Origin of the sequence: Runella sp. SP2 (assembly GCF_003711225.1) — a bacterium.
GTDB lineage: Bacteria > Bacteroidota > Bacteroidia > Cytophagales > Spirosomataceae > Runella.
The window spans coordinates 7,000,307-7,023,402 of the sequence record NZ_CP031030.1 but is presented as its reverse complement, the minus strand read 5'-3'; the positions used below and the strand labels follow the sequence as shown (position 1 = coordinate 7,023,402).

Sequence of the window (23,096 nt, the reverse complement as noted above, 5' to 3'; positions counted from 1 at the left end):
CAAATAAAATAATCACTTTTCTCGCCACCACTCACGACTCCAACGTCGCTCAAAATTCCATCCTTTGGCTCGCAACAGCAACGGGATGTAAGCATGTGATTCTTTAACCGAAATCGCTTGTTGGTACAACTCATCATCCGTCAAAACAACTTTTTCGTAGCTATCTCCCTTTTTCACTGTCAAATCCGCAAAAGGAAGTTCTTCTAACAAAGTACCTTCTTTTTCCAATGCAGTTTGCTGCAAACGGTGCTTCAAAAGCCAGCTCGACGGTCGTTTATAAAGTTCCAATGGCCGTGGACGATAGGCACCCGAAGACACATTCAGCGCATACGTTAAGTATGACTTCAACAGTTTAGAACCCGAATGTAGGGCTGTTTCTACCTGCAGTTGGTCGGGCCAAATGCTCGTTACTACATACACCTTTTGCCGCGCCCGAGTGACCGCCACATTCAACCGATTTTCTCCACCACGGGCATTCAAACTCCCAAATTGAGCACGAAATCGCCCGCGAGCGTCAGGCGCGTATCCCACCGAAAAAATAATAATATCGCGCTCGTCTCCTTGTACATTTTCAATGTTTTTGACAAAAAATGACTTCTTCCATCCTACCTCGCCTTGTTCGACCGTCTCTTGCAGAAGCTGTTCAATCAGCTGTTGCTGTGGATAATTGAACGTCACCACGCCCACCGACGCGTTGGGTTGCTCATTTTGCAACATTTTCACCAACTCTACCACCCTCTCAGCTTCTAGCTTATTGCGATTTTGCTCCCAAACTCCGTCCACTTTGACGTATTCAATCGCTGGGATGTTTTCGTTTATATCCTGAAAATGAGGGAGTAACTGAAGTTTATTTTTGTAAAAATGTTGGTTTGAAAAATCAATCAAATCCAAAGAACGGCTTCGGTAATGCCCTTGTAGCAACGTGTCCGAATAGAAATGTTTGGCCAAATCCAACAACGACTCCACTTCCAAAGCGACCTGCTCTTCTTCGGTTTCGTCTTCATAACGCGCACGGTACAAATCGTACGGCGCCAACTGCTTGCTATCGCCCACAATCACGGCTTGTTTGGCCCGATAAATCGCGGGAATGCCGTACTCAGCATAGCACTGAGACGCTTCGTCAAAAATCACCACATCAAACAACCCACGCCTAAGCGGAAAAACGGCAGAAACAGTTTCGGGCGATGCCATCCAGCACGGTACCAAGCGAAAAACTTCTTCGGCGTGCTGTTCCATCAATTTTCGTACGGGCCAAATTTTTCGTTTTTTGGTCACTTGGTGCTGCAATTCGCGGTAGGTTGTGCGGTTTTGCAAGCGATTAAAGCTAATTTCTTTATATGTCTGTTCGCGAAGTTGCATTCCCAATATCGCCCGACTCAGCGCCTGTTTTTGTTCAATCAGCTGCTGGAGTTCTTCTTCCCACTGACTCATTTTTAAGGATGAAACCGACCTTAATACAGGATTTTTTTCTTCTAAATACGCCAACCAAGCCAGTCGTAATGAGTTTTGGACTACGTCTATCCAAGAATGCGACGTTTCGGTTTGCAGCTTTTCGTATATTTCTCGTTCCGATTCGGATAATTCATTTTTCAACGAATCCATTTCCACCAAAGCATCAAAATTTGCCTCAAGCGCTTTTTTTAGTTCTGCTCCGTACGCAGCCGACTCTTCCAATCGCAACAACTGCCCTTGGGTCAAATAACGTTGCCAAAGTTGGTACTTACCCGAAAACTCCGAGGCCAAAGTCAACAACTGCTTTGTTACGCTCTCCCATTCTTCTTTTCCTTTTAAAGCCAAACTTTCCAGAAAAGGGGCGTTTTGTTGTATTTCAAGTTGTAGTTGTTCGGCTTGTGCCATTGCTTCATGCACTTCTTCCCACCGAAGCAAGGTTTGGCTCATGTTCGCGTCTCTTATAGAAATCGTTAACTTACTTTCAACCTCATCCACCCATTGCTCCAAGGCTTTTCGGTTTTCGAGTCGTTGACGCAGTTGGTACAAATCTGTCAACTCCAAGGTTAAACCCAAAGAAGCCGTAAGGTGCCGAAAATAATCCTTATCCGAATAAAAAAGCCATTTTACAACCGACTGGCGGGCATGTATCAATGCCTCAAGGCGGTGTTCAAAACGAGGCAATTCAGCCGTCGGAACCACATCCATTAAAACTGATTGAGCCCCGAATTTCTTCCCATTTTTGTGTACCTTAGCCAACCATTGTGTGAGCGATTTGGTCATTTTTCCACTAATCCTACGTTCAAAAAAATCCCAGTTTAGCGGATGTTGTAACCGTTCGTACCAAGCTCTAACTTGTGCATCCAGGCGATGAAGTTCCCATAAATGAGCCGCATTGAGTGTTTGCCCCAACCAATCACTTGTCGATTTTTGGGTATATTCGTAGGTTTGAACAGCTTCTTCAATGGTATTTTTTACCACTGTTATTTCCTGAAAACCAATGCTGGAAAAATCAACTCGTTCTTCCCAAGGATGCGGTGAAGGCAAAAAACGCTGGTATTGCTCCAACCGACGCAGCTTTTGTAAGAATGTCTCCAAGCGGTTGTCAAACCGAAACTGTCGAAACTGAGGAATGGGAATATTGGCCACCTGCGACGAACTGGTGAGGTACAGTTCTTTGGGCGACAAACCACATTCGTTAGCATCAAAAAGCGCCTCTTTGAAGGCGTTTAGTTCGCTACAAAGCTGTTCAATCGAGCGACTTACTTGCAAAAACTGCCTTTCCAGCACAATCGAATCCAGCGCATAATTTTGCTTCTGGTACTCATCGACTTGACTAATTTGGGCATCAAGTTGGGCGTACAAATCTGCTCGGTCGTTCTTAAAATCGTGAATCAGTGCCGCAAAAGGTGCTACACCTACCTGTCGAAGCCGTTCATATACCACATCCAACGCGACCCGTTTTTGACATACCAAAAGCACACGTTTACCACGCGCAGCAAAATCGGTCATCAAGTTCGCAATCAACTGCGATTTTCCCGTCCCTGGCGGCCCTTCTACCACCAACGACTCTCCTTGTTTTACCCGCAACAGCGCCTGTTCTTGCGAGGCATCTTGTTGGAACGCAGTGAACGTATTGGCTTCTTTTATTGAAGCCGAAAAAACACTTGCCTCCTCATCGTCAACCAGTTCTTCCTCTTGCGAAATAAGCGCTTCATAATCGGGTGCTAAATAACTCCCCGCTTGTGGGAAAATCCCCAGAACCGCCTCAGGATATAGTTTCAGTTCTCCATTTTGTTCCAAAAGCTCAAGATCAGCTTTTGAGCTTTCATCAAAATACTGCAACGTATCTTGAAAAATGGCTTGGTTGAAATTGAGTTTAAGCGCACTTTCTTTGAGTAACTCGTACAACTCCGTCCGAAACACCAACGAGTCGCGGCTCAGTTCTTCTAGGTTTTTTTCCAGCAATTCATCGGGGATAGTTACCTGATTAAAATACCCATAAGCCAGCAAAAAACTACGATTGAGTAAGGTAGGCTCAGGGCGACGACGAAGCTCCCAGTAGGCGACGTTTTCTTCGTTTTTTTGAAGCGTTACTGGAAAATATACCAAAGGCGCATGTATCACCGTACCATCCATCAATTTCCCTCTCACAAACGGATAACCCACATACAAATCCTCCGAACCACGTTCTTCCTCGATAAATCGCTCCGTACGGGCCAATTTCCGCAACCGCTTGCTTACTTCATTGCCTTTTTCCGAACGCGGGTCAATCACTTGGCTCAACCGAACTGTTTTTTTCTGGGCAATCAGGTCACTCAAAACATCAAATGCCGAGCGATTGTCCACAAAATCCAACGCTTTCCAATCTAAAAATTGGTCAGCCGAAAGAGTTGATAACAACAGCGAACGGTTTCGACTGCTCAGATTGGTCAAACGGCGCAGGTATTTTTTAAGAATATCAGGAGTCAGATTCATTCTTTGAGGGAGAAATAGGGCGTAAAACAAATATACACCTCCTTGTTTGAGTTCAGTAAACTTTCACGATATTTGTCAATGGTATGCTTGCAGACCACCGACGATATGACAAAATACAATCAACCCTAAAAACCAAAATGCAGATAGCTCAACAAGTTCTTTTTGCCGTGGCGTTAGGACTAACGGCATGGCTTATTTCAAAACGGGTAGGAATCATCAAAAAAACGATTCAGCTTGGAAAATCGGACAACCGAACCGACCGACCCAATGAGCGCCTAAGTACCATGATTCGGGTGGCATTTGGCCAAAAGAAAATGTTTGACCGACCCATTGTAGGAATTATGCACTTTGTCATTTATGCAGGTTTTTTGCTCATCAACCTCGAAGTTCTCGAAATCGTTTTGGATGGTTTGTTAGGAACCCACCGCCTGTTTGCCCCTGTTTTGGGCAGTTTTTACCCTGTGCTCATTAATTTCTTTGAATTTTTAGCGGTGGGAGTACTTGTTGTATGCGTCATTTTTTTAGTTCGTCGCAACATCACCAACGTAGAACGCTTGCAACCCACGCGTCACCGCGAGTTAAATGGTTTTCCTGCGCTGGATGCCAACGTTATTTTAGTAACGGAAATTGTCTTGATGTTCGCTATTTTGAGCATGAATGCGGCCGATGCCTTATTGCAAGAACGTGGGGCTGAGCATTATCCGCTGGTAGGTGGTTTTTTCTTTAGTACTTTTTTGCAGCCTTTATATTCAGGTTTATCTGATAATGGACTCATTGCCATTGAGCGCGGCGCGTGGTGGTTACACATCTTAGGAATTTTTGCATTTGCTTTGTACGTAACGTACTCAAAGCACCTTCACATCTTTTTGGCTTTTCCCAATACCTATTTTGCCAATCTGACCTCCAAAGGAGAAATGCAAAATATGCCAGAAATCACCAAAGAGGTAAAAATCATGCTTGGTTTAGACCAACCTGACGCCACCGAGGCTCCCGCCGAAATCGGTCGTTTTGGCGCAAAAGACGTTACCGATTTGAGTTGGAAAAACTTGATGGACGCCTATTCTTGCACCGAATGTGGGCGCTGCACCTCTTCTTGCCCCGCCAATATGACAGGTAAAGCCCTTTCACCGCGCAAAATCATGATGGATACCCGCGACCGTTTGGAAGATGTAGGCAAAATCATGCTGGCCAACGGTGGCGAATTTAAAGACGACGGCAAAAGCCTGCTTGGCGATTATATCTCCGAAGAAGAGATTTTGGCCTGTACAACCTGCAACGCTTGCGTTCAGGAATGCCCCGTTCTTATTAGTCCGTTGGACATTATCCTTCAATTGCGCCGTTATAAAATCATGGACGAAGCCCAAGCACCAAGTTCTTGGAACGCCATGTTTAACAACCTTGAAACTAATCAGGCGCCGTGGAAGTTTTCACCAAGTGACCGCTTCAACTGGGCTGATAACTTAAAATAACAACAAATGAACGTCCCTATTGTAAATAATACCGAAGAAAACCGCTTTGAATGGTGGATTGACGGGCAAGTGGCTTTTGTCGATTATGCCCAAACCGAAGATGAGCAAATCACCTTTTATCATACCGAAGTACCTCCTTCTTTGGAGGGGAAAGGGATCGGGTCAGGTTTAGCCAAACATGTATTGGACTATGCGCAGAAGCACCATTTAAAAGTGCGCGTACTTTGTCCGTTTATCAAAATCTACATCCAGCGCCATCCTGAATATCAGCAACTCACTTTTCTTTAGCAGGTGTATCCTTCAACAAAAAAGCGGAACAAGTATTTGCTCCGCTTTTTTGTTGGGTAAAACTTCCCTGTTTTATTCGCCAAAGTGTTTACGTACTTTTACTAAAGCCGAGCCAATCACTTGGTGCATATCGTAGTAGCGGTATTCTGCTAGGCGCCCGCCAAAAATCACGTTGGTTTCAGCTTCCGCCAATTTGCGGTATTCTCTCAACAAACGGTCGTTTTTATCGTCATTGACAGGATAATAAGGCTCTTGTCCTGGCGTCCACTCTTGCGGATATTCGTGCGTAATTACCGTTTTTTCTTGCGTTCCAAACTCAAAGTGTTTGTGTTCGATGATTCGCGTAAACGCTGTTTCTCCGTCGGTATAGTTCACCACGGCATTTCCTTGGTGGTTAGCAGTATCCAACGTTTGGTGCTCAAAACGTAAGCTACGGTACTCCAAATACCCTAATTGAAACCCGAAATACTCATCTAATTGCCCCGTATAAACCACTTGTTTCGCCAACGCTTCTAGCTCAGCACGATTCTGAAAAAAATCTACGCCCAAACGCACATCAGTTCCTTCCAGCAAGGCTTCGTTCAACTTGTTGTATCCACCAATCGGGATTCCTTGGTAGCGATCGTTGAAATAGTTATTGTCAAACGTAAAGCGAACGGGCAAGCGCTTAATGATAAAAGCGGGTAAATCCACGCATTTACGCCCCCATTGCTTTTCGGTATAGCTTTTAATGAGTTTTTCGTAGATGTCTGTTCCTACCAACGAAATGGCTTGTTCTTCCAAGTTTTGAGGGTCTTTGATATTAGCCGCCTCAATTTGCTCCTGAATTTTAGCTTTTGCTTCTTCAGGCGTTTTCACCTTCCACATTTGGTAAAAGGTGTTCATATTAAACGGTAAATTGTACAACTCCCCGTAGTAATTAGCAATGGGCGAATTGGTGTAGCGATTAAACTCCACAAACGAATTCACGTAGTCCCAAATCTCTTTGTCGTTGGTATGGAAAATATGTGCGCCATAGTAGTGCACATTGATTCCTTCTACATTTTCGCAGTAAGTGTTCCCACCGATGTGGTTTCGGCGGTCGATGACCAAGCATTTTTTCCCGCGTTTAGTGGCTTCGTGCGCCCAAACGTTTCCAAACAATCCAGCACCAACAATTAGATAATCGTACATTTTGTTTAAAGTTGGCAGTTAATTCGATGGCCGATGGTCGATGATCAGCAGTCGATGGTCATCAGCCAACAGAAAATCACTGTAAGCTATCAACCGTGGACTATGGACTATCAACTATGGACTACCAGCAATCAACTGAAGTTAAAGTCTCCAATAAGTTATTTTCTCGTCCGTATTTCGATACATTCCTTTCAAATCCATCAGAATGGGAGCTTCTTTCATGATTTGTTTAAAGTAATCAATATCCAATGCTTTGTACTCATTATGGCCCACCGACACAATCACTGCATCATAATCGTTTGAGGGCTTGTCCATCAGCGTAAGGCCGTATTCGTGCGCTACTTCATTGGGAGAAGCGTACGGGTCAACGATGTGTACATTGACCGAAAAGCTCATCAATTCTTTGATTAAGTCCGCTATTTTTGAATTACGGATATCTGACACGTTTTCTTTGAAGGTAATTCCCATCACCAGCACCTTGGCGTTTTGTGGGCTCTTACTTTTTTGAATCAGCATTTGTATCAAACGCTTGGCGATAAAGGCAGGCATTCCGTCATTGATACGGCGCCCACTGTGAATGACTTGCGGGTCGTATCCTAATTTTTTGGCTTTATAAAGCAAATAATAAGGGTCAACGCCAATGCAATGCCCTCCTACCAAGCCTGGATAAAATTTGATAAAATTCCACTTCGTCCCCGCCGCTTCTATCACATCTTTGGTATCTATCCCCATGCGGTCAAAGATAATCGCCAACTCGTTCATCAGCGAAATGTTCAAATCTCGTTGGGTATTTTCAATCACTTTAGCCGCTTCAGCGACTTTAATTGTTGGGGCTTTATAAATACCTGCTGAAATAATTTGGCCATAGACTTGGGCAATTTCTTCTAACGCTTCGGCATCACTTCCCGACACAATTTTCAGGATTTTGTCGATGGTTCGTTCTTTATCTCCTGGGTTAATTCGCTCGGGTGAGTAGCCTATTTTAAAATCTGCTCCAAGTTTCAACCCTGATTCTTTTTCCAAGATAGGCAAACAATCTTCTTCGGTACACCCAGGATAGACGGTTGATTCATAAATCACGTAATCTCCCTTTTTTAGAACTTTGCCAATGGTGTGCGATGCGCCAATTAAAGGTTTTAGGTCAGGAACTTTATAATCGTCAACGGGTGTCGGAACTGCTACCACAAAAAATTGGGCTTGCCGCAAATCTTCCAAGTTTGAAGTAAAAACAATATCCTTCCCATCAAACACCGACGCCTCTAATTCTTGTGAAGGGTCAATGCCACGTTGCATCAGCTCAACACGGCTATGGTTAATGTCAAAACCAATGACCCGAAAATACTTCGCAAATTCTAGGGCAATAGGCAAACCTACATACCCCAAACCAATGACAGCTATCTGATTTTCTTTCCTGAGGAGTTGTTGATACATTTTGTTCTTTAATCAATCCACAAATATAGCATACTACTCCACTGAGTACCAAATGAAACAGCCCTGACATTGCGGGCCAGGGCTGTTTCAAATTATGCTATTTTGAGCGTCTATGGCATCAATTTCAATTCAACACGACGGTTTTTCTTCAATCCATCTACTGTACCGTTGTCAGCGATTGGTTTGAATGCACCGTAAGCGTCCACCACAATGCGGTTTGGATCTTTCAAACCTGCCTGTGACAAGTACTGCTTCACGGCATTTACGCGGCGCTCAGACAAGGCTACGTTGTAGCGGTCAGATGCGCGACGGTCGGCGTGACCAGCCATTTGGAGGCGGCATTGTGTTTTGTTCATCAACTCTACTACTTTGTTCAACAAATCGTAGAATTCAGGTTTGATGATGGCTTTGTCAGTATCAAACAATACGTTGGCAAAGATTTCTGAACAAGCCATCCCTGGCAAGGCATCTTTCACGTATTTGTCGAAATCAATTTTCTGACCAGCACCCGTTACGATACTTCCAGCAGGTGTATTTGGTTCTTTATCGAAGTAATCAGACACACCGTCGTTGTCGGTATCTATCAACAAACGAGGATCGATTTCTTTTGGCTTGTTGGCTTTAGCGATTGAATCGATTTCGGCCAATGAAAGGATTTTTGGTGGTTTAACCAACAACTTAGGATCGGTGTAACGCAAGTGGTAAAAGCCTTTTCCAGCATCCAAAGCATTGAAATCATACGCCCATTTGCCATTTTTCTTTTCTACACGAAGTGGGTTTTTACCCAATTTGTACGTCAAGCTAATCGCAAAGAAACCATACTTATCAAGTGCCGAGTTACCTTTAGGTGTTCCTAAGAAACTGGTAGCGGTTCCTCCTTGGTACAAACGTCCACCTTCTCCGCCATCATAAATCGCCGATGGGTCACCACCTACAGTAGCGTCTAATTTTTCAGTATTTACGTTGTTCAAACGGAAATCCAAACCTAAATCAAGGTTTTTCGTCAGTTCATATGAAGTAGTGAAGCCTACAGGAATCACCCACTCCTGCGTATAAGCAGAAGCTTTTTTATTCAACTCAGTGATATTGTTGCGCAAAGTCGGAGAATCATCCGAACGACGTTGCAAACGACCTGAGCCTAACTGATAAGCCGTTGAACGGAACCAAATTTGACCTGCACCACCATAAACATCCATTTTCCAACGCTTCATCTTGGTAGGGCCAAAGAGCAACCCTTTCAAATTAACCGTTGCAGCTACATCCGCTTGGAAATAGTTTGCATTGAAGTACGACTGGTAAATACGGCGCTTCATCCCCTTGAGGTTTCCTCCGCCTACGTCGAGGCGTGCTCCAAAAAGGTAGGTAAGTTGTTTGCCAAGTGTTAGACCCACGTGCATGGTTCCACGTTCCGACTGGCTATCGAAATTATTCGTTCCAACGGGCCAAAAGTCATACTCACGCAAGTCACCATAGAACTGACTTGGACCCGCATAAACTCCTAATGACCAAGTGTTCATTTTGTAGGGACCTTCATAAGGAGCTTTCGGATTATACTGTGCTTGGGCTTCAAGCAAGCATGTTCCCAACACTAAGAACGTGACAAGCAGAAATACTTTTTTCATAATAAACCTTTTTGTAATGTTGAATAAGGGGGATACGTTTATCTTTATCTTAATGACTTCTACTACGGCAAAAATAGTCTTTCCGAACCAAATTCGACAACAAAAGTAGAGATTCAATTTTTATTTCAAAAATGTTTTGGCTTTCTAAAGAAAATTCTTTTTGCCCAATTTTCAAAGCCGCTGGTTTATTTTCTTTAAAATTTCGTTCTTCCACTGGGCAAAGGTACCTGCCAAAATTTGCTCACGAGCCTGACCCACAAGCCACAAGTAGAAAGTTAGGTTGTGCACACTGGCAATTTGCGAACCTAAGATTTCTTCTGATTTAATCAGGTGGCGAAGGTAACTCTTTGAATAAAAAGAACTCACATACCCCCCCAATGTTTCGTCAATTGGACTAAAATCATCCTTCCATTTCTCATTTCGGATGTTAATCACTCCCTGTGTGGTGTACAAAATTCCGTGGCGGGCGTTGCGGGTAGGAAGCACGCAGTCGAACATATCAATACCAAGAGCTATACACTCTAAGATATTTTCGGGTGTTCCTACCCCCATCAAATACCGAGGTTTGTCTTTGGGTAAAATATCACACACCAACTCCGTCATTTCGTACATATCTTCGGCGGGTTCTCCTACCGATAATCCACCAATGGCGTTTCCTTCTCGCCCCATGCTCGCAATGAACTCGGCCGATTGACGCCGCAAGTCTTTGTACGTACTTCCTTGAACAATCGGAAACAAGGTTTGGCTATATCCGTACTTTGACTCTGTCGCATCAAATCGATCGCAGCAGCGCTGCAACCAGCGATGCGTCATTTCCATAGACTTCCTTGCGTAGGAGAAGTCACACGGATAAGGAGTACATTCGTCAAATGCCATGATAATATCTGCTCCGATTCGCCGCTGAATATCCATGACGCTTTCGGGCGTAAAAAAGTGCAAAGAGCCGTCGATGTGCGACTTAAATTTTACCCCTTCTTCGGTAATCTTACGCCCCGTCCCTGCCAATGAGTACACCTGATACCCTCCACTATCAGTCAAAATAGGAAAATTCCAACCGTTAAATTTGTGTAACCCTCCTGCCTTTTCGAGTATATCCAGTCCTGGACGCAAATACAAGTGATAAGTATTTCCCAAAATTATTTGCGCCTTGATGTCTTCTTTTAATTCGCGTTGGTGTACCGCCTTCACAGTTCCCGCCGTACCTACTGGCATAAAAATAGGCGTCTGAATCGCCCCGTGGTCAGTATGAACAACCCCTGCGCGGGCTTTTGAATGCGGGTCGTTGGTGACTAAGTCAAATTTCATCCGTGTTAGTTTGATTAATTTTTTGCGCACTTGGTGCACTTTTTCTGCAAAAATAAAGGTCAATATTGGTTTATCTAGTTCCGCAACTTTCTGTATGCCAAAATACCCCGTTATATTTGCACACTTATTGAGAATGCATGGATATACTTTATTTCCCTGATTGGTCTTCACATCCCGTTGTTAATCTATCGTTAGGCATATTCGGCGCCGTGGTCGTCGTTCAGCTTTATTACATTTTGGGCGTTTTTACCAGACTGCTCTTTAGGCGCTCTACCGAGCCCCCTGCCCAGCTTCCTGCGGTATCTGTCGTAGTATGTGCACACAACGAACTCGAAAACTTGCGTGCATTGCTCCCAATGCTTAATGAACAAGACTATCCCAACTATGAAGTGATTGTCATGGATGATCGCTCGTGGGATGGCACGGTTGATTTTGCCGAAACAGAAGCCCAAGTATGGAAACGTGTTCGTTTTTTGCACATTGAGCAGGAATACGACCACGTCACTCCTAAAAAATACGCCATCACAACGGCCATACGCAGTGCCAAACATGACATTATTTTATTGACCGATGCCGACTGTCGCCCTACCACCGACCAGTGGATTAAGGGGATGGTTGCGTGTTTGGCTTCGGACAAACAAATCGTTGTAGGTTTTTCCCCTTACGAAAAGCAGCCCGGGTTTCTCAACCGACTTATTCGCTTTGAAACATTTTACGTGGCGGTTCAGTACCTATCCTTGGCCTTGGCGGGAAAACCCTATATGGGTGTTGGGCGAAATTTGATGTACCGTAAATCACTATTTCTTCAAAACAAAGGCTTTTATAGTCACTTGCGGGTAACGGGAGGAGACGACGACCTTTTGATGAACGAAATAGCAACGGCCCAAAACACCGCTGTTTGCCTTGACCCCGACACCTTTATGGTATCTATCCCCAAAAGTACTTGGGCGGCGTGGTACTGGCAAAAGAAACGCCACCTCTCCGTAAGTAAGTACTACAAATTTCCCAATAAAGTTCGGCTATCAGTTTTATCGGGAACACATGTGCTCAATTGGATGTTCTTTATTGGTTTAGGAGTCTGGGGAAGCGTATCGTTTCCACCTTTGCAATTAGGCTATATTATTATCATTGCCGCTATTTTTGGAATACGCCTATTATCCCAATGGATTGTTTTAGGAATTGCTTCGCGTAAGCTGTACAAATCTGTAGGCTGGTTTGCGATTCCATTTATGGACTTTGTTTTGTTTATTTATTACATCGTTATGTCGGTGGTGATGTGGACCAATCGACGCAAAAAAGTACGCTGGCGGTAAGCCATTTGATTATGGAAATCATCGAAAAATATTTTCCCCAACTCACTCCTTCTCAACACGACCGTTTTGCTCGTTTGAAGGACTTATACGCTCTTTGGAACGCCCAAATCAACGTTATCTCACGGCAAGACGTTGAAAATCTTTATGAGCGCCATGTTTTGCATTCGCTGGCGATTGCCAAAGTGGTACAATTTGCCGAATTTGCCAACATCCTAGACGTAGGTACTGGAGGTGGCTTCCCTGGGATACCGTTGGCTATCATGTTTCCAGAAGCCGAATTTCATTTGGTGGACAGCATTGGCAAAAAGATAAAAGTGGTAGAAGCCGTGGCCGAAGCGCTTAACCTCACCAACGTCCGTGCCGAACACTGCCGCGCCGAACAGGCCGATAGCGACTATGATTTTGTTGTTACGCGTGCCGTAGCCCGAATTACGCCTTTACACGGCTGGGTCAAAAATAAAATTAGTCGCAACCACGTTCATTCTATCTCCAACGGCGTATTAGCATTAAAGGGAGGGGATTTAGACGAAGAAATGAGCGAGCTCAAGCGTAAATACAAAATCTACAACTTACAAGAATTTTTTGAGGAAGATTTTTTTGAAACAAAAAAAATCGTTTACGTCCCAAACTAACATACCCAACACCGTAATTTTAACGATCAAATGAACGAAATATTCAAATCAAGTAGCATCAAAGACCCTGTTCGCCCCAACGAAGTACACCTGACCGACAAAGGAGTAAGCTTCAAATTAAAGAAGCTCATTGGCGGCACCGAGCAGTTTGTGTTTTACAGCGACATTTCAGGCGTAGAGATTGACAGCGGCATGTTTTTCGCCACTATTCGAGTTATTCCTCGTGCAAGGCCCGAAATTGTGATTGAAAACTTTACCAAAGGAGACGCTCAACGCATCAAAGAGCTCATTTTGGAGCGTGTATAATTGACTGATTTTAAGAGCAAAAGGCTGTTTAATCAAAAAAACAGCAAAAAAATATCAAAAAACTCTTGCGTCTAATTGCAGAAGCTACTACTTTTGCACCACCAAAATCGGAAACGATAACGGTCAAACTCTCGAATAGCTCAGTCGGTTAGAGCATCTGACTGTTAATCAGAGGGTCGCTGGTTCGAGCCCAGCTTCGAGAGCCTTAAAAATCAAGGAGTTACGTTAAATCGTGACTCCTTTTTTATTGCTAGTTGCACCACAACTTGCACCACAAATTGTTCAGTTTGCTGATTCAAGCGTGTTTGTCACAATACTAAACTCAAATTTTGAATACCCAATTTACCTAAGGTTTATAAACCGAAACAAATTGAAATAATATCCAAGAATGGCTTTTTGCAAATGGTCTTAGAAACTTTTATCTAAGTGGTGTTTTAGAAACCTTAACAGTATTGTAAACATAGGCTAAATAAAGCTTCAAAATAAAACAAACACGCCCTATAACACTAAATATCAACACCTTACAGGCCACAAATACCCCCCTACAACTTAATTTTGACAGAATAAGAGTAGAAGATGTACTTGGGTCAACGCGTCGATAACTTTAAACTTTTACTTCCCCCCCCTATCAGGGTTTTGCACACTATCGTATGTGGAGGGTGTGCTTGGGTCAACCAAGTAAAAAGCCCCAACTTTTACCCTCCCCCCCTGCCTTTATTGACTGTCGATTAACATGACTATTATCACTTTCGGAAATAATCAAGTGTACGTCCTTGCCAATCCTTTATGTTTATATCTTTACTTGCGGCACATAATCAATAGGCGTCGGTTCTTTCAAATCCTTTGGGTAGGACATTGAATCTGTTTTATTTGCTTGGTATTATTGGCGCTAATTTGCCGTTCGCAATTCCATCGTGGATTGTTTTTAACGGCTTATAGTGTCTATCATAACCACGCCTGCAAAATTCACTCACTAATTCAACTACCGCGACGGCTTCATCTAATAACCCTACCGCAATGTAACCACCTGCCAAACGTGCTGCTTTAAGTAGTGCATTGTGGCGTTCACCGTCGATACTGTTTTGAATAATTTTCAAACAAGCCTGTAAAGGGTCGTTTTGTGCCTCGTAAGACGTTAAGGAACGATGTACGTAATTGTTCAACTTTTCTTTTGGCTCATCGTACAACTCAAATACATTGGCGTTTTCGTTCAAATAAACGTCGGGGTCGTAACTATACCCCCTCAACCTCGACACGTCACGGCACGCTCTATCAACCATCAGTCCCAACCCCAAAAAGATACGTTTGAGCGCGTCAAAGTGTTGACTGTGTCTTTCAGGGTAAGCAATGGGGATTCCTACGGCATAGCCTTTGCCCGATACTGATTTTATACAAAAGGCTACGTTAGGGATTCTCATTAATTGCGACTTTAAATCAAAAAAGTTTTCTATTGCTTCGTTCCCCTTGTAATCAATATCTAGGCAAATTAGGCCGCTGTGTCTTACCAACGAATCAGCGGCACGGTAAGAAAACACGCCACTTGGAGTAATTGCGGGCAAGGTTGCTTTCAGTCTATCACGTTCAGTTTTATCAGTGGTAGCACGTATGCGTTCTACCTCCCCTTGATACTTTGTTGAGGTTAAAAACTGCCGTATTGTTGTGGCTTTTGGGGTGCTTGGAGTATTGTAATTAGCAAAAATACTAACGTCGTTGTCAAGTACGTTCATAGTGTCTTTGAAGTTAAAAAGCTGTTTCACTGTTTCAAACACTAGGGAATGAAACAGTGAAACACCTAAGCCAATGTTAATCTAGTAGATTCAATTTACTCTGAATCGACTGTTTCACGTACTGTTTCAGAGTGAAACACCTATGAAACACTTTTGAATTGTTTCATCAAACGACTCGCCTTCGCCTTCCCAATTCCGAGTTGTTCGGCGGCTTTGTTTTGGGTCATTCCTTGCTCTATAAGCGCCTGTAATGCCTCAAAGTCTTGCTTATCACCTTTATTCGTTTCAGGCTTTGCAAGCGCACTATACGGCACTCGACGTGTGGTATTAGTAAAAACCATGTTTTCGTTGAAATGCAAAACAAAAGACTCAGTTTTCATCTCGCTTGGTAGGTAATTACCCTTCACAACGCAAAGGTGTCGGTAGTTCTTTTCCATGAAATCTTGTCGTAACTCAATCAAGATTCTCATTTTTGCCTCAAACCCTTGTGACCCTATCACATTGTTTTTCGACGGCTCAAATTGCTCGGTACGTTTTCCAGTATGGTGCAAAAACAATATTAGACACTCATACGTTTGGGCAAGCTGGCTATACTTATTTAAAAAGCCCCTGACCTCATTGTTGGCGTTCATCTGCCCATTAAACAAATCCGAAAAAGCATCTACTACAATCAAGTCAACGCGACTTTCTTCTAAAAGGCTTGTAAGCGTTTCGAGTAAGTTTTCAGTATCAAAGACAAATTGTAGGTTCTTGTACAGTTCCTCAGATACTCCGCTCAACTCCTGTTTCTTCAAAAGAAAGCTAACTGCCCTTGCATCGTCCTCAGTACTCACATAAATCGCTTTATCGTAGATAGCGTTAATTTTCCAGCCTAAAAAATCAGACTGCTTTGTCGCAATACTGGTAGCTAATTGCCGTAAAAAACTAGACTTGCCTGTGTCGCTACTTCCTACTACTGCGCCTAAGCCTACTGACTGAAAAACGTTTTCTACCAAGAACGGTATTTCGTCGTTGTCCTGTTTTAATAGTTCGTAACCAGTTATTGCTTTCGGCTTTTTGATTTCTTCCTCTACACCGTTGAGGTTGAAATTATTGGGAACACTTACAGTTGTCATAGCTACGAAAACGGGATTTGGTATTGCGAAGAAGGAGAAAACTTTTTTGGGTCAGTCGTAATATGTTGCACCCACCTACCCGTATGCGGGCATCGCTGCATTTTTACTACTTGCAATTTCCCTACCTTTTCCAATTCTCTTTTGTAGCGCGTCAGGTTCTTTTGCGGGATATTCAGCATCACAGCTGCATCGGTACAGCTTGTCACCTTATCATTTAGATAGTGGTAAAAGGCTGTCATTTCATCAGACTTTTTTTGTATCTTTGAAGTAGCTTCATTCAAAGATTTCGGGGGGCGATTGTCGTTTGTTTTCATGGCTGTCGTCCTCATTTTTGTTCTACATAGCTAATAAGTCCTTCACGGGTAAAGAGTAGTTTACCGTGTTTCTTCACGTGCGGTATGCGCTTAATGTTCTGATAAAGCGTTTGTTGCTTGATACCCAAAAAATCAGCCGCTTCTTTAGCCGACAGGTACTTCTTGCCGTCGGTGGGTTGTAGCGGGGTGGTGGCGAGGTTTACAACTTCGTCTTTTACAATAGCGCGAAACTCATTCAACAAGTCTGCAAGCGCGATTCCATTTAAAATTATTTGAGACATAATAAGAATTTAAAATGTGCCACAAACATCTAAAAAAAGAAAAAGTCCTTTCAAGTGCTGGACTTAAAAAGGACTTTAAAAAGGACTCGTTTTGTATGCTTTTTTTCTATTTAGGCTTAAAATTGAGATTGGGTAAGGGATTTCTACAGCGTGTTTCTTGCGTATTTAGGTCTTTTACCACGCTATCTTTTTTAAACTCTCTCCCCCCTGAATATCGAAAGTTGTTCAAAATCCACTCACAAATCTTATTATTAGTGTCTGATATGCAACATTTTTTCTTTGCAAGCCAAAAAACATGAGTTAGCTGATTTGCATTTCCGTTGAAGTGTAAAGGTTCTCTAATCGCACCACCTTCCAGCACCGTCATCAACTCTGCATTCTTTCCTTGAAAATACGGGGCTAATGCGTTGTAAATTGGCTCAATACTTTCAGGTAAAATTTGGATTTTTTTCTTTTCTTCATTGGTATCGGTTGGGGCAGTTGCCATTTTTTTACATTCCTCTCGCACAAACTTGCAGTAGTTTATCAAATCAGACTTTAGTACGTCACCTTTTAGGCTGTATAGTGGTGTAAAATCAAACTCCAAATCAGCTTTAACATAATCAGCAGTTCGTTCGGTTTCTGTTACTTTCATATTGAACCCACGGGCTTTTTTATGATTAAGCATCCAGTCAACAAAACCGCTTAATTGTGGTTTAATCCTAAAAGTATCCTCAAGCCACAGCCCAATTTCTTCTTTGTAATACGTAAAGCCCGAATTAATTTTTTGCGCTTGCTCTCGATATGCTTCTTTTACGGTGTACTCCAACTCTGCTAATCGACAAGCAGGTACATTCAACCTAATTGATTGCCCTCTTTCATTTGTAATCATTAACGAACTGGTTTCTTCGCCAAAAGCACTAACCAAAAACGGTTGTAGGTCATTTTTAATCAATTCACGGCTAATAGGTTTATTTGGGTGTGCTATGGCGTAGAGACTCTTACCATAAATCACCCATTTGTTTAAGATATAATTAGACGATAACCGCCTCAAATTAGCGTCATTCCATTGCGCGTTCTTATAAAATCTAAACAGGTGGTAGTAATAAATATCAGTAATAACATAGGCATCGGGTTTTTCGTATTCATTAAATGCTGCGAAAATATCTGTTCGTTGTTCATCCGTCATCGTATCAAAAAAAACGGATGCCTCTTGCACCTCGTCTTCGTTAACATAGACGGTCTTTAAAAAATCAATCTCTCCCATGTTTTCAAGTCTGTTTCTATGTTATCCCGTGTTATTTTAACATGATTTTTACTCCGTCACCATCACCCGTAAGCCTAACCCTTGAATGATTTTTAGGAAGGTAGAAAGTTGAACATCGACTTTACCGTTTTCGATGCGGCTAATAAACTCTTTTTGCATCCCTACTTTGTCGGCCAATTCGGTTTGGGTGAGGTGGTGGCGTTGGCGATATTCTTTAAGGGTTTCGCATAGTTCAGCGGCTTTGGCTTTGGCGGCCTGCGCTTCCACGATTTGCGGAGGCAAAGGGTGTTTAGCCAAAATCGCTTTGGCACGGGCTATTTGTTCGGGAAACAGAACGGGTACAACCTGCGTAACAAGTTCTGAATCCTCTGTACTATTTACACTTTTTTGTATTGCTGTCATGGTCTTTAGGATTTGCGTTTTACCAAAAATGCCTCGTAATTTATTCCTGTTTCAAAGGACTGCCAACCGTCGTTAGTCAGTCCTAATACTTCAAATTTGTTTTCGATTTCGTTTAAATGATTGGTTATTCCCATTCTATACAGCCGTGTACGGGCGGGGGTGCTGCCTGTGGCAAATACCCAAACATCGGGGTAACGTGCTGTAAAATGAAGTACCGTATCTGCAACCGTAGCCAAAATTTTTTGCGTGTCTCCGTTGTTGGTTACTGTTAAATCATTCAGCTTTCCACTAACAGGGTCTTTGTCACCGAAACCCAAATTGAAAAATTCTCTATTTTCATCCAAAGGCGTGTACTGTACTAACTTTTGAATAGCCCCCTTACTTCCTACACTTACAAATTCATAGACTTGGGTAGTATTGTCAATGTCAACCGCGTACTTTTCTTGATTCATAGACAAAAATAAAAATTAACTGATTCATTAACAAACAGCTTTTTACAGCAACGCGTCCAAATAACCCTTGGTTTTTTCATCGTCAAAACTTCCAAGATAGCTTTGGGTTGTCTTTAAATTGGTATGCCCCAACGATTGCGAAATAAACGCCAGCGGTGCATCAGATTGCAGTAAGATAGTGGCGAAACTGTGGCGGGCTGCGTAGGTGTTTACGTCGCCTTCTATTTGTAGTGTTTGGCCTATGCGTTGCATCCACTTGTTGGTGAGTTTCACTACTTGGTGAATCACTGCCTTTTGTCGCTCTGCACTCATAGAGGTATTGAGGAACGGAAATACATACGAAGTAGATTTTTGGTCTTTATTTCCTTGTCTTTCAATGATTGTCCACGATTCAGGAAACAACTTTGCGACAATCTTGCTTTGGTTTCCCTTTTTGCTTCGTGCCGTCTTTTTACGGATAAAGGTTAGTTTGTTTGTCTTGGAGTCTAAATCACTCCAACGTAAAGCGCAAACGTCGGCCAAATTCATGCCATTGGATAAATACGAAAATACCCACAAATCGCGGGCGCGTTGCTCGTTGTCTGTTTGGCACTCATAGCGTAGTATCTTGGTAACGTCGTCTTTCGATAACGCTTTTTTGACGTTTTGTCCTGCGGGTATTACGTAGCGGTTTCCGCCAAACGGATAAGCTTCACGGGTCAAGATGCCGTTTTCAATCGCATCGTTTACAACCGCTCTAACGTGGCGCAAATAAATACCTACGGTGGTCAGGCTTGCCCCCGTCGCTTTTACATTACCTTTTTTGGGGTTGCTCGTTTGGGGCGTTTTCCCATAGTGCAACATCCAATGTTCGTAATCGGTCAAAAGGTTGGGGGTAATGTGCCGAAACCGTAAAACTGTCGGTGGTTGTTCTTCGTTCTTTTTTGTGGCTTTGTGGCGCGGAGGCAAACCAAATTCTTTACGCGTCTCGTTGCCCATGCTCTCTACGTAACGTCTCAACGATTTTGCAGCTAGTTCATAGTTAGAAGCGTTACCAATACGGTCGGCTTTTCTCATTGCCTCGGCTTTGGCTTTGAGGGCTGCAAAAACGTCGTCGGTGTCCTCCGCTGGCTTCTCCTTCCCCCAATTCTCAAACGCATCTTTGAACGCATCAAATGAAAAGTTTACGCCTAATGCCTCAACGATACTTTCAGCACGTCGGTAGAAACCGTTAGGTTGGCTATAAATGTCAGCGTACAATTTTAAGAGCGTTTCGTCCTTTACCCTGTTATCCCGCTTTTCGCCTTTTTTGGGTAGCCACTCCCATTGTTTGGCGTCTGTTTTAATGCCAGTCGTATAAAGTCGTTTTACCCGATTGTGAGTAATCACGATTTTAATAAAACCCTCGTTCGCTGAGGTGGCGCGGGTGTCGAAATATAAGTTTACAGTTGCCATGTGTTTCTGTGGTGCAAATCGCGTTTTTCTGTGGTGCAACTGAATCTACTTGCACCACAACTTGCACCACAAATATACAGAATCAACGCATAACACCAATAAACAAGGATAAAATAAAGCTGCACAAACTACTGATTTACAGAGTATTTATATCAAAAAACACAAATATCTAAAACTCAACAAATACCCATTGGCTACGACTGTTAATCAGAGGGTCGCTGGTTCGAGCCCAGCTTCGAGAGCCTCCCAATCAAGCACTTAACAAAATCGTTAAGTGCTTTTTTTGGCTACGTGCAATCCAAGTTGCTCCACAAATTTTGGAATTGATCCGTCTCAACGGTGAACCGTATTTTTTGTAACAAAAACAAATCTATAAATTCATTAAATCGTCAAAACTTCCAAGATAGCTTTGGGTTGTTTGAATCTAGCCTAATTTTGCCTACCTATTTCACCGCCGTGAAACCAATCAATGGCGGATGAGTCATAAACTCGTACCAGTAGTCAGATGAGGCTTGTGATGGGGCTAAAAAAGGACCTTGCCACCGAAAATCCCGAAAACCTGCCTTGGCAAAAGCACGTTCGTAAGTAAGTGGATGAAAATAGAAATTATTGAAGCTAAACTCCGTCCCATCTAAATTGAACATTCGATACCTCACAAAATCGCCTTCATTTCGTTGGCTGGTCGATTCTTTTACAAAACCGTACTTGCGGTAATTAGGATAATGCTGAAGTTCGTTATGAGGATTGTCATTGAATCCCACAAATCGACCCGAAGGCGGAAGATGTTTGTACACTACATGGCAAAACTGCTGTAAGTCATCGGCCGATTGCGCGTAGTTTAGCAAATACATGCCCACCACCACATCAAATTGCCGCTCTAATGACATTGTTAGCGCGTCTTGCACTAAATAGTCACACCCTAAAGGCTCTTTGGCTTCTGCTTCTTGCGCGAGTTCAACCATCCGAGTGGATACGTCCACGCCCAAAATGGTAGCAGCCCCCCGTTTTTTAAGCTTACGGGTGTAGATACCCTCCCCACAAGCTAAGTCAAGAATATTTAACGCAGTTACATCACCAAGCAACTGCTCAAGGGTATATTCTTCAATGTATTTGCGGAAGTCCAATTGCTTCGAATCACGGTATTCGTTGGCAATAGTGTCGTAAGAGTTAGCGTCCATATCGTTGATTTTCAGAAAAATACGACAATATTTTCTTTCTTTACAACAGCTACCCTACATTTTCATCGCCAAACGCTCAATCGCGTCTAGCAAAGCCGTCAAATCGTTCTCGGTCGTCAGGGGGTTCATCAACGAAACCCGCAAGTACAATTTGTCGCGAAGCGTTGTCTGAACAATATAGAACGCTCCTTCTTCTAGCAGCTTTTGACGAATGAGACCATTCAGCACTTGGATTTGCTCCGCTGTGCGCCCCTCTCCCACAAACCGAAAACACACGATGTTGCTTTCGGGCGCTAAGGCCAATTCAAAACCTTGCCGTTCGTGTACGATTTGCGCAAAGCGAAGGGCAAGGTCGTGTAATGTCTCTACATTTTCGGTAAAAATCTCCTCTCCGTAGGTTTTGAGAATGGCGTATATTTTTACACTCATCATCAGTTTCGTACACTCAAAGGTTCGCTTACCTGAATTAAACCATTCTTGCGCGCCTTGATTTGCCCACAGATACTGCGCTTTTTGGTGAAATGTTTGAAACGAATCTTGGTTTCTTTTAAAGAGTAAAGCCGTTGCCAAGGCAGGCGTCAATAGCATTTTGTGCCAATCAATGACCACCGAGTCCGCCCTCTCAATGCCCTTTACCAATGGTTTATAGCGTTCAGAAAAAACCACTGCCCCGCCGTGTGCTCCGTCCACATGAAACCACAATTGATGTTTTTTACAAAAATCGGCAATGGCTACTAAGTCGTCGTAAGCGCCTGTTGAGGTTGAACAGGCACTTCCAACAACTGCAATCACTTTTCGGCCACTTTGAACCGCTTTTTGGTAATACTCTTCCAACAACTCAGTTCGCATCTGAAAACGCGCATTGGTCGGGATTTTAATAATACCTTCACTCCCCATCCCCATGGTTCTTGCCGCGCGGTCGATACAATAATGCGCTTCTTCTGACACCAATACCGCCAAAGTTTGTTCGTGGCCGTTTTCCCACACATCCGTCTGAGTAGCACGAGCGGTGAGCAGCGCGGTGAGGTTCGCTAACGTCCCTCCCGAAGTCAATAGCCCGCTGGCCTCCGCCCCAAATCCAATTTTTTGAGCCAACAGTTCACTCAAGAGGCGCTCAAGAGGATTGGACACCAGTCCCATTTCATAGACCGCCATGCCGTTGTTCAACAAGCTGGTCAGCATTCCCGCCATGGCTGCCATCGGCAACGGCGGCGACACTTGATGCCCCATGTACCGTGGATGGTGCAAATGGGTAGAACGCTGAATTACTTCTGCAAAAAAATCGGACGGAGCCCCTACGCCTTCTTGGGCATTTTGTCGCCAGAAAAGCAAATTTTCCTCGGGCGACTGGTAGGGAATGACTGTCTCAAGTTGCTGACTTTGCGCAGCGGCTAAATAATCCGCGAGCTGGTCAACGAGTCGATGAGCTTCTTCCCGAAAATGCTCCGCAGCATACGCTTGTTGTAAACGCATGAACTTAG

20 protein-coding genes and 1 tRNA gene are annotated in these 23,096 nt (G+C 43.4%); 6 read left to right on the top strand and 15 right to left on the bottom strand.

Going from position 1 to position 23,096, the window contains the following annotated elements:
- Nucleotides 1-12: 12 nt before the first annotated feature.
- Complete coding sequence (locus DTQ70_RS28225; protein WP_122933915.1) at nucleotides 13-3,927, bottom strand: AAA domain-containing protein; 3,915 nt, start codon at nucleotides 3,925-3,927, stop codon at nucleotides 13-15.
- Between the two features lie 137 nt (nucleotides 3,928-4,064).
- On the opposite strand from DTQ70_RS28225, the gene DTQ70_RS28220 reads away from it, so the two are divergent.
- Nucleotides 4,065-5,396, top strand: a complete 1,332-nt coding sequence (locus tag DTQ70_RS28220; protein ID WP_122934592.1) for a (Fe-S)-binding protein — start codon at nucleotides 4,065-4,067, stop codon at nucleotides 5,394-5,396.
- Nucleotides 5,397-5,402: 6 nt separating this feature from the next.
- Nucleotides 5,403-5,684: a GNAT family N-acetyltransferase gene (locus DTQ70_RS28215; protein ID WP_122933914.1), complete on the top strand. Its 282-nt coding sequence runs from the start codon at nucleotides 5,403-5,405 to the stop codon at nucleotides 5,682-5,684.
- 72 nt (nucleotides 5,685-5,756) lie between these two features.
- On the opposite strand, the gene glf is transcribed toward DTQ70_RS28215, so the two are convergent.
- From glf to tgt, 4 genes are all read right to left on the bottom strand, one after another.
- On the bottom strand, nucleotides 5,757-6,857 hold the full coding sequence (gene glf, locus DTQ70_RS28210; RefSeq protein ID WP_122933913.1) for a UDP-galactopyranose mutase: 1,101 nt from the start codon (nucleotides 6,855-6,857) through the stop codon (nucleotides 5,757-5,759).
- Nucleotides 6,858-6,998: 141 nt separating this feature from the next.
- Nucleotides 6,999-8,288 (bottom strand): nucleotide sugar dehydrogenase, encoded by a 1,290-nt coding sequence (locus DTQ70_RS28205; RefSeq protein ID WP_122933912.1) that lies wholly within the window; start codon nucleotides 8,286-8,288, stop codon nucleotides 6,999-7,001.
- 110 nt (nucleotides 8,289-8,398) lie between these two features.
- The gene (locus tag DTQ70_RS28200; RefSeq protein ID WP_122933911.1) at nucleotides 8,399-9,910 is read right to left on the bottom strand and encodes an OmpA family protein; all 1,512 of its coding nucleotides are present in this window, start codon (nucleotides 9,908-9,910) and stop codon (nucleotides 8,399-8,401) included.
- A gap of 171 nt (nucleotides 9,911-10,081) precedes the next feature.
- The gene (tgt, locus tag DTQ70_RS28195; protein ID WP_122934591.1) at nucleotides 10,082-11,215 is read right to left on the bottom strand and encodes a tRNA guanosine(34) transglycosylase Tgt; all 1,134 of its coding nucleotides are present in this window, start codon (nucleotides 11,213-11,215) and stop codon (nucleotides 10,082-10,084) included.
- A gap of 137 nt (nucleotides 11,216-11,352) precedes the next feature.
- Between tgt and DTQ70_RS28190 the strand changes: the two genes are divergently transcribed.
- From DTQ70_RS28190 to DTQ70_RS28175, 4 genes are all read left to right on the top strand, one after another.
- Nucleotides 11,353-12,528: a glycosyltransferase gene (locus DTQ70_RS28190; RefSeq protein WP_122933910.1), complete on the top strand. Its 1,176-nt coding sequence runs from the start codon at nucleotides 11,353-11,355 to the stop codon at nucleotides 12,526-12,528.
- An 11-nt stretch (nucleotides 12,529-12,539) separates the two neighbouring features.
- Entirely contained in the window at nucleotides 12,540-13,160 is a 621-nt protein-coding gene (gene rsmG / locus DTQ70_RS28185) for a 16S rRNA (guanine(527)-N(7))-methyltransferase RsmG (RefSeq protein WP_122934590.1), read from the top strand.
- 30 nt (nucleotides 13,161-13,190) lie between these two features.
- Nucleotides 13,191-13,466, top strand: coding sequence for a hypothetical protein (locus tag DTQ70_RS28180; protein ID WP_028522138.1), 276 nt, complete (start codon nucleotides 13,191-13,193; stop codon nucleotides 13,464-13,466).
- A gap of 129 nt (nucleotides 13,467-13,595) precedes the next feature.
- Nucleotides 13,596-13,669, top strand: a tRNA-Asn gene (locus tag DTQ70_RS28175).
- Between the two features lie 663 nt (nucleotides 13,670-14,332).
- Here the strand turns inward: DTQ70_RS28175 and DTQ70_RS28170 are convergent.
- The 10 genes from DTQ70_RS28170 to DTQ70_RS28125 all read right to left on the bottom strand — a co-directional run bounded on the left by DTQ70_RS28170 (nucleotide 14,333) and on the right by DTQ70_RS28125 (nucleotide 23,088).
- Complete coding sequence (locus DTQ70_RS28170) at nucleotides 14,333-15,193, bottom strand: BT4734/BF3469 family protein (protein ID WP_122933909.1); 861 nt, start codon at nucleotides 15,191-15,193, stop codon at nucleotides 14,333-14,335.
- Between the two features lie 140 nt (nucleotides 15,194-15,333).
- Nucleotides 15,334-16,308: an AAA family ATPase gene (locus tag DTQ70_RS28165; protein WP_122933908.1), complete on the bottom strand. Its 975-nt coding sequence runs from the start codon at nucleotides 16,306-16,308 to the stop codon at nucleotides 15,334-15,336.
- A 2-nt stretch (nucleotides 16,309-16,310) separates the two neighbouring features.
- Nucleotides 16,311-16,547, bottom strand: coding sequence for a hypothetical protein (locus DTQ70_RS28160; protein ID WP_164490250.1), 237 nt, complete (start codon nucleotides 16,545-16,547; stop codon nucleotides 16,311-16,313).
- A gap of 86 nt (nucleotides 16,548-16,633) precedes the next feature.
- Nucleotides 16,634-16,903 (bottom strand): helix-turn-helix domain-containing protein, encoded by a 270-nt coding sequence (locus tag DTQ70_RS28155; protein ID WP_122933906.1) that lies wholly within the window; start codon nucleotides 16,901-16,903, stop codon nucleotides 16,634-16,636.
- A 106-nt stretch (nucleotides 16,904-17,009) separates the two neighbouring features.
- Nucleotides 17,010-18,149 (bottom strand): hypothetical protein, encoded by a 1,140-nt coding sequence (locus tag DTQ70_RS28150; RefSeq protein ID WP_122933905.1) that lies wholly within the window; start codon nucleotides 18,147-18,149, stop codon nucleotides 17,010-17,012.
- Nucleotides 18,150-18,197: 48 nt separating this feature from the next.
- A complete protein-coding gene (locus DTQ70_RS28145) occupies nucleotides 18,198-18,551 on the bottom strand; it encodes a helix-turn-helix transcriptional regulator (RefSeq protein WP_122933904.1) in 354 nt (117 codons plus the stop codon).
- Between the two features lie 5 nt (nucleotides 18,552-18,556).
- Nucleotides 18,557-19,003, bottom strand: a complete 447-nt coding sequence (locus DTQ70_RS28140) for a DUF6934 family protein (protein ID WP_122933903.1) — start codon at nucleotides 19,001-19,003, stop codon at nucleotides 18,557-18,559.
- A 42-nt stretch (nucleotides 19,004-19,045) separates the two neighbouring features.
- Nucleotides 19,046-20,437 carry a site-specific integrase gene (locus DTQ70_RS28135; RefSeq protein ID WP_122933902.1) on the bottom strand — a complete coding sequence of 464 codons (1,392 nt, stop codon included), beginning with the start codon at nucleotides 20,435-20,437 and terminating at the stop codon, nucleotides 19,046-19,048.
- Nucleotides 20,438-20,880: 443 nt separating this feature from the next.
- Nucleotides 20,881-21,615 (bottom strand): class I SAM-dependent methyltransferase, encoded by a 735-nt coding sequence (locus DTQ70_RS28130; protein WP_122933901.1) that lies wholly within the window; start codon nucleotides 21,613-21,615, stop codon nucleotides 20,881-20,883.
- A gap of 54 nt (nucleotides 21,616-21,669) precedes the next feature.
- On the bottom strand, nucleotides 21,670-23,088 hold the full coding sequence (locus DTQ70_RS28125; RefSeq protein ID WP_122933900.1) for an aminotransferase class I/II-fold pyridoxal phosphate-dependent enzyme: 1,419 nt from the start codon (nucleotides 23,086-23,088) through the stop codon (nucleotides 21,670-21,672).
- Nucleotides 23,089-23,096: the final 8 nt, after the last annotated feature.

What these genes read in the sequence shown, in the direction of transcription:
- DTQ70_RS28225 (WP_122933915.1), bottom strand. Translation starts at nt 3,927, where the DNA reads ATGAATCTGACTCCTGATATTCTTAAAAAATACCTGCGCCGTTTGACC.
- DTQ70_RS28220 (WP_122934592.1), top strand. Translation starts at nt 4,065, where the DNA reads ATGCAGATAGCTCAACAAGTTCTTTTTGCCGTGGCGTTAGGACTAACG.
- DTQ70_RS28215 (WP_122933914.1), top strand. Translation starts at nt 5,403, where the DNA reads ATGAACGTCCCTATTGTAAATAATACCGAAGAAAACCGCTTTGAATGG.
- glf (WP_122933913.1), bottom strand. Translation starts at nt 6,857, where the DNA reads ATGTACGATTATCTAATTGTTGGTGCTGGATTGTTTGGAAACGTTTGG.
- DTQ70_RS28205 (WP_122933912.1), bottom strand. Translation starts at nt 8,288, where the DNA reads ATGTATCAACAACTCCTCAGGAAAGAAAATCAGATAGCTGTCATTGGT.
- DTQ70_RS28200 (WP_122933911.1), bottom strand. Translation starts at nt 9,910, where the DNA reads ATGAAAAAAGTATTTCTGCTTGTCACGTTCTTAGTGTTGGGAACATGC.
- tgt (WP_122934591.1), bottom strand. Translation starts at nt 11,215, where the DNA reads ATGAAATTTGACTTAGTCACCAACGACCCGCATTCAAAAGCCCGCGCA.
- DTQ70_RS28190 (WP_122933910.1), top strand. Translation starts at nt 11,353, where the DNA reads ATGGATATACTTTATTTCCCTGATTGGTCTTCACATCCCGTTGTTAAT.
- rsmG (WP_122934590.1), top strand. Translation starts at nt 12,540, where the DNA reads ATGGAAATCATCGAAAAATATTTTCCCCAACTCACTCCTTCTCAACAC.
- DTQ70_RS28180 (WP_028522138.1), top strand. Translation starts at nt 13,191, where the DNA reads ATGAACGAAATATTCAAATCAAGTAGCATCAAAGACCCTGTTCGCCCC.
- DTQ70_RS28170 (WP_122933909.1), bottom strand. Translation starts at nt 15,193, where the DNA reads ATGAACGTACTTGACAACGACGTTAGTATTTTTGCTAATTACAATACT.
- DTQ70_RS28165 (WP_122933908.1), bottom strand. Translation starts at nt 16,308, where the DNA reads ATGACAACTGTAAGTGTTCCCAATAATTTCAACCTCAACGGTGTAGAG.
- DTQ70_RS28160 (WP_164490250.1), bottom strand. Translation starts at nt 16,547, where the DNA reads ATGACAGCCTTTTACCACTATCTAAATGATAAGGTGACAAGCTGTACC.
- DTQ70_RS28155 (WP_122933906.1), bottom strand. Translation starts at nt 16,903, where the DNA reads ATGTCTCAAATAATTTTAAATGGAATCGCGCTTGCAGACTTGTTGAAT.
- DTQ70_RS28150 (WP_122933905.1), bottom strand. Translation starts at nt 18,149, where the DNA reads ATGGGAGAGATTGATTTTTTAAAGACCGTCTATGTTAACGAAGACGAG.
- DTQ70_RS28145 (WP_122933904.1), bottom strand. Translation starts at nt 18,551, where the DNA reads ATGACAGCAATACAAAAAAGTGTAAATAGTACAGAGGATTCAGAACTT.
- DTQ70_RS28140 (WP_122933903.1), bottom strand. Translation starts at nt 19,003, where the DNA reads ATGAATCAAGAAAAGTACGCGGTTGACATTGACAATACTACCCAAGTC.
- DTQ70_RS28135 (WP_122933902.1), bottom strand. Translation starts at nt 20,437, where the DNA reads ATGGCAACTGTAAACTTATATTTCGACACCCGCGCCACCTCAGCGAAC.
- DTQ70_RS28130 (WP_122933901.1), bottom strand. Translation starts at nt 21,615, where the DNA reads ATGGACGCTAACTCTTACGACACTATTGCCAACGAATACCGTGATTCG.
- DTQ70_RS28125 (WP_122933900.1), bottom strand. Translation starts at nt 23,088, where the DNA reads ATGCGTTTACAACAAGCGTATGCTGCGGAGCATTTTCGGGAAGAAGCT.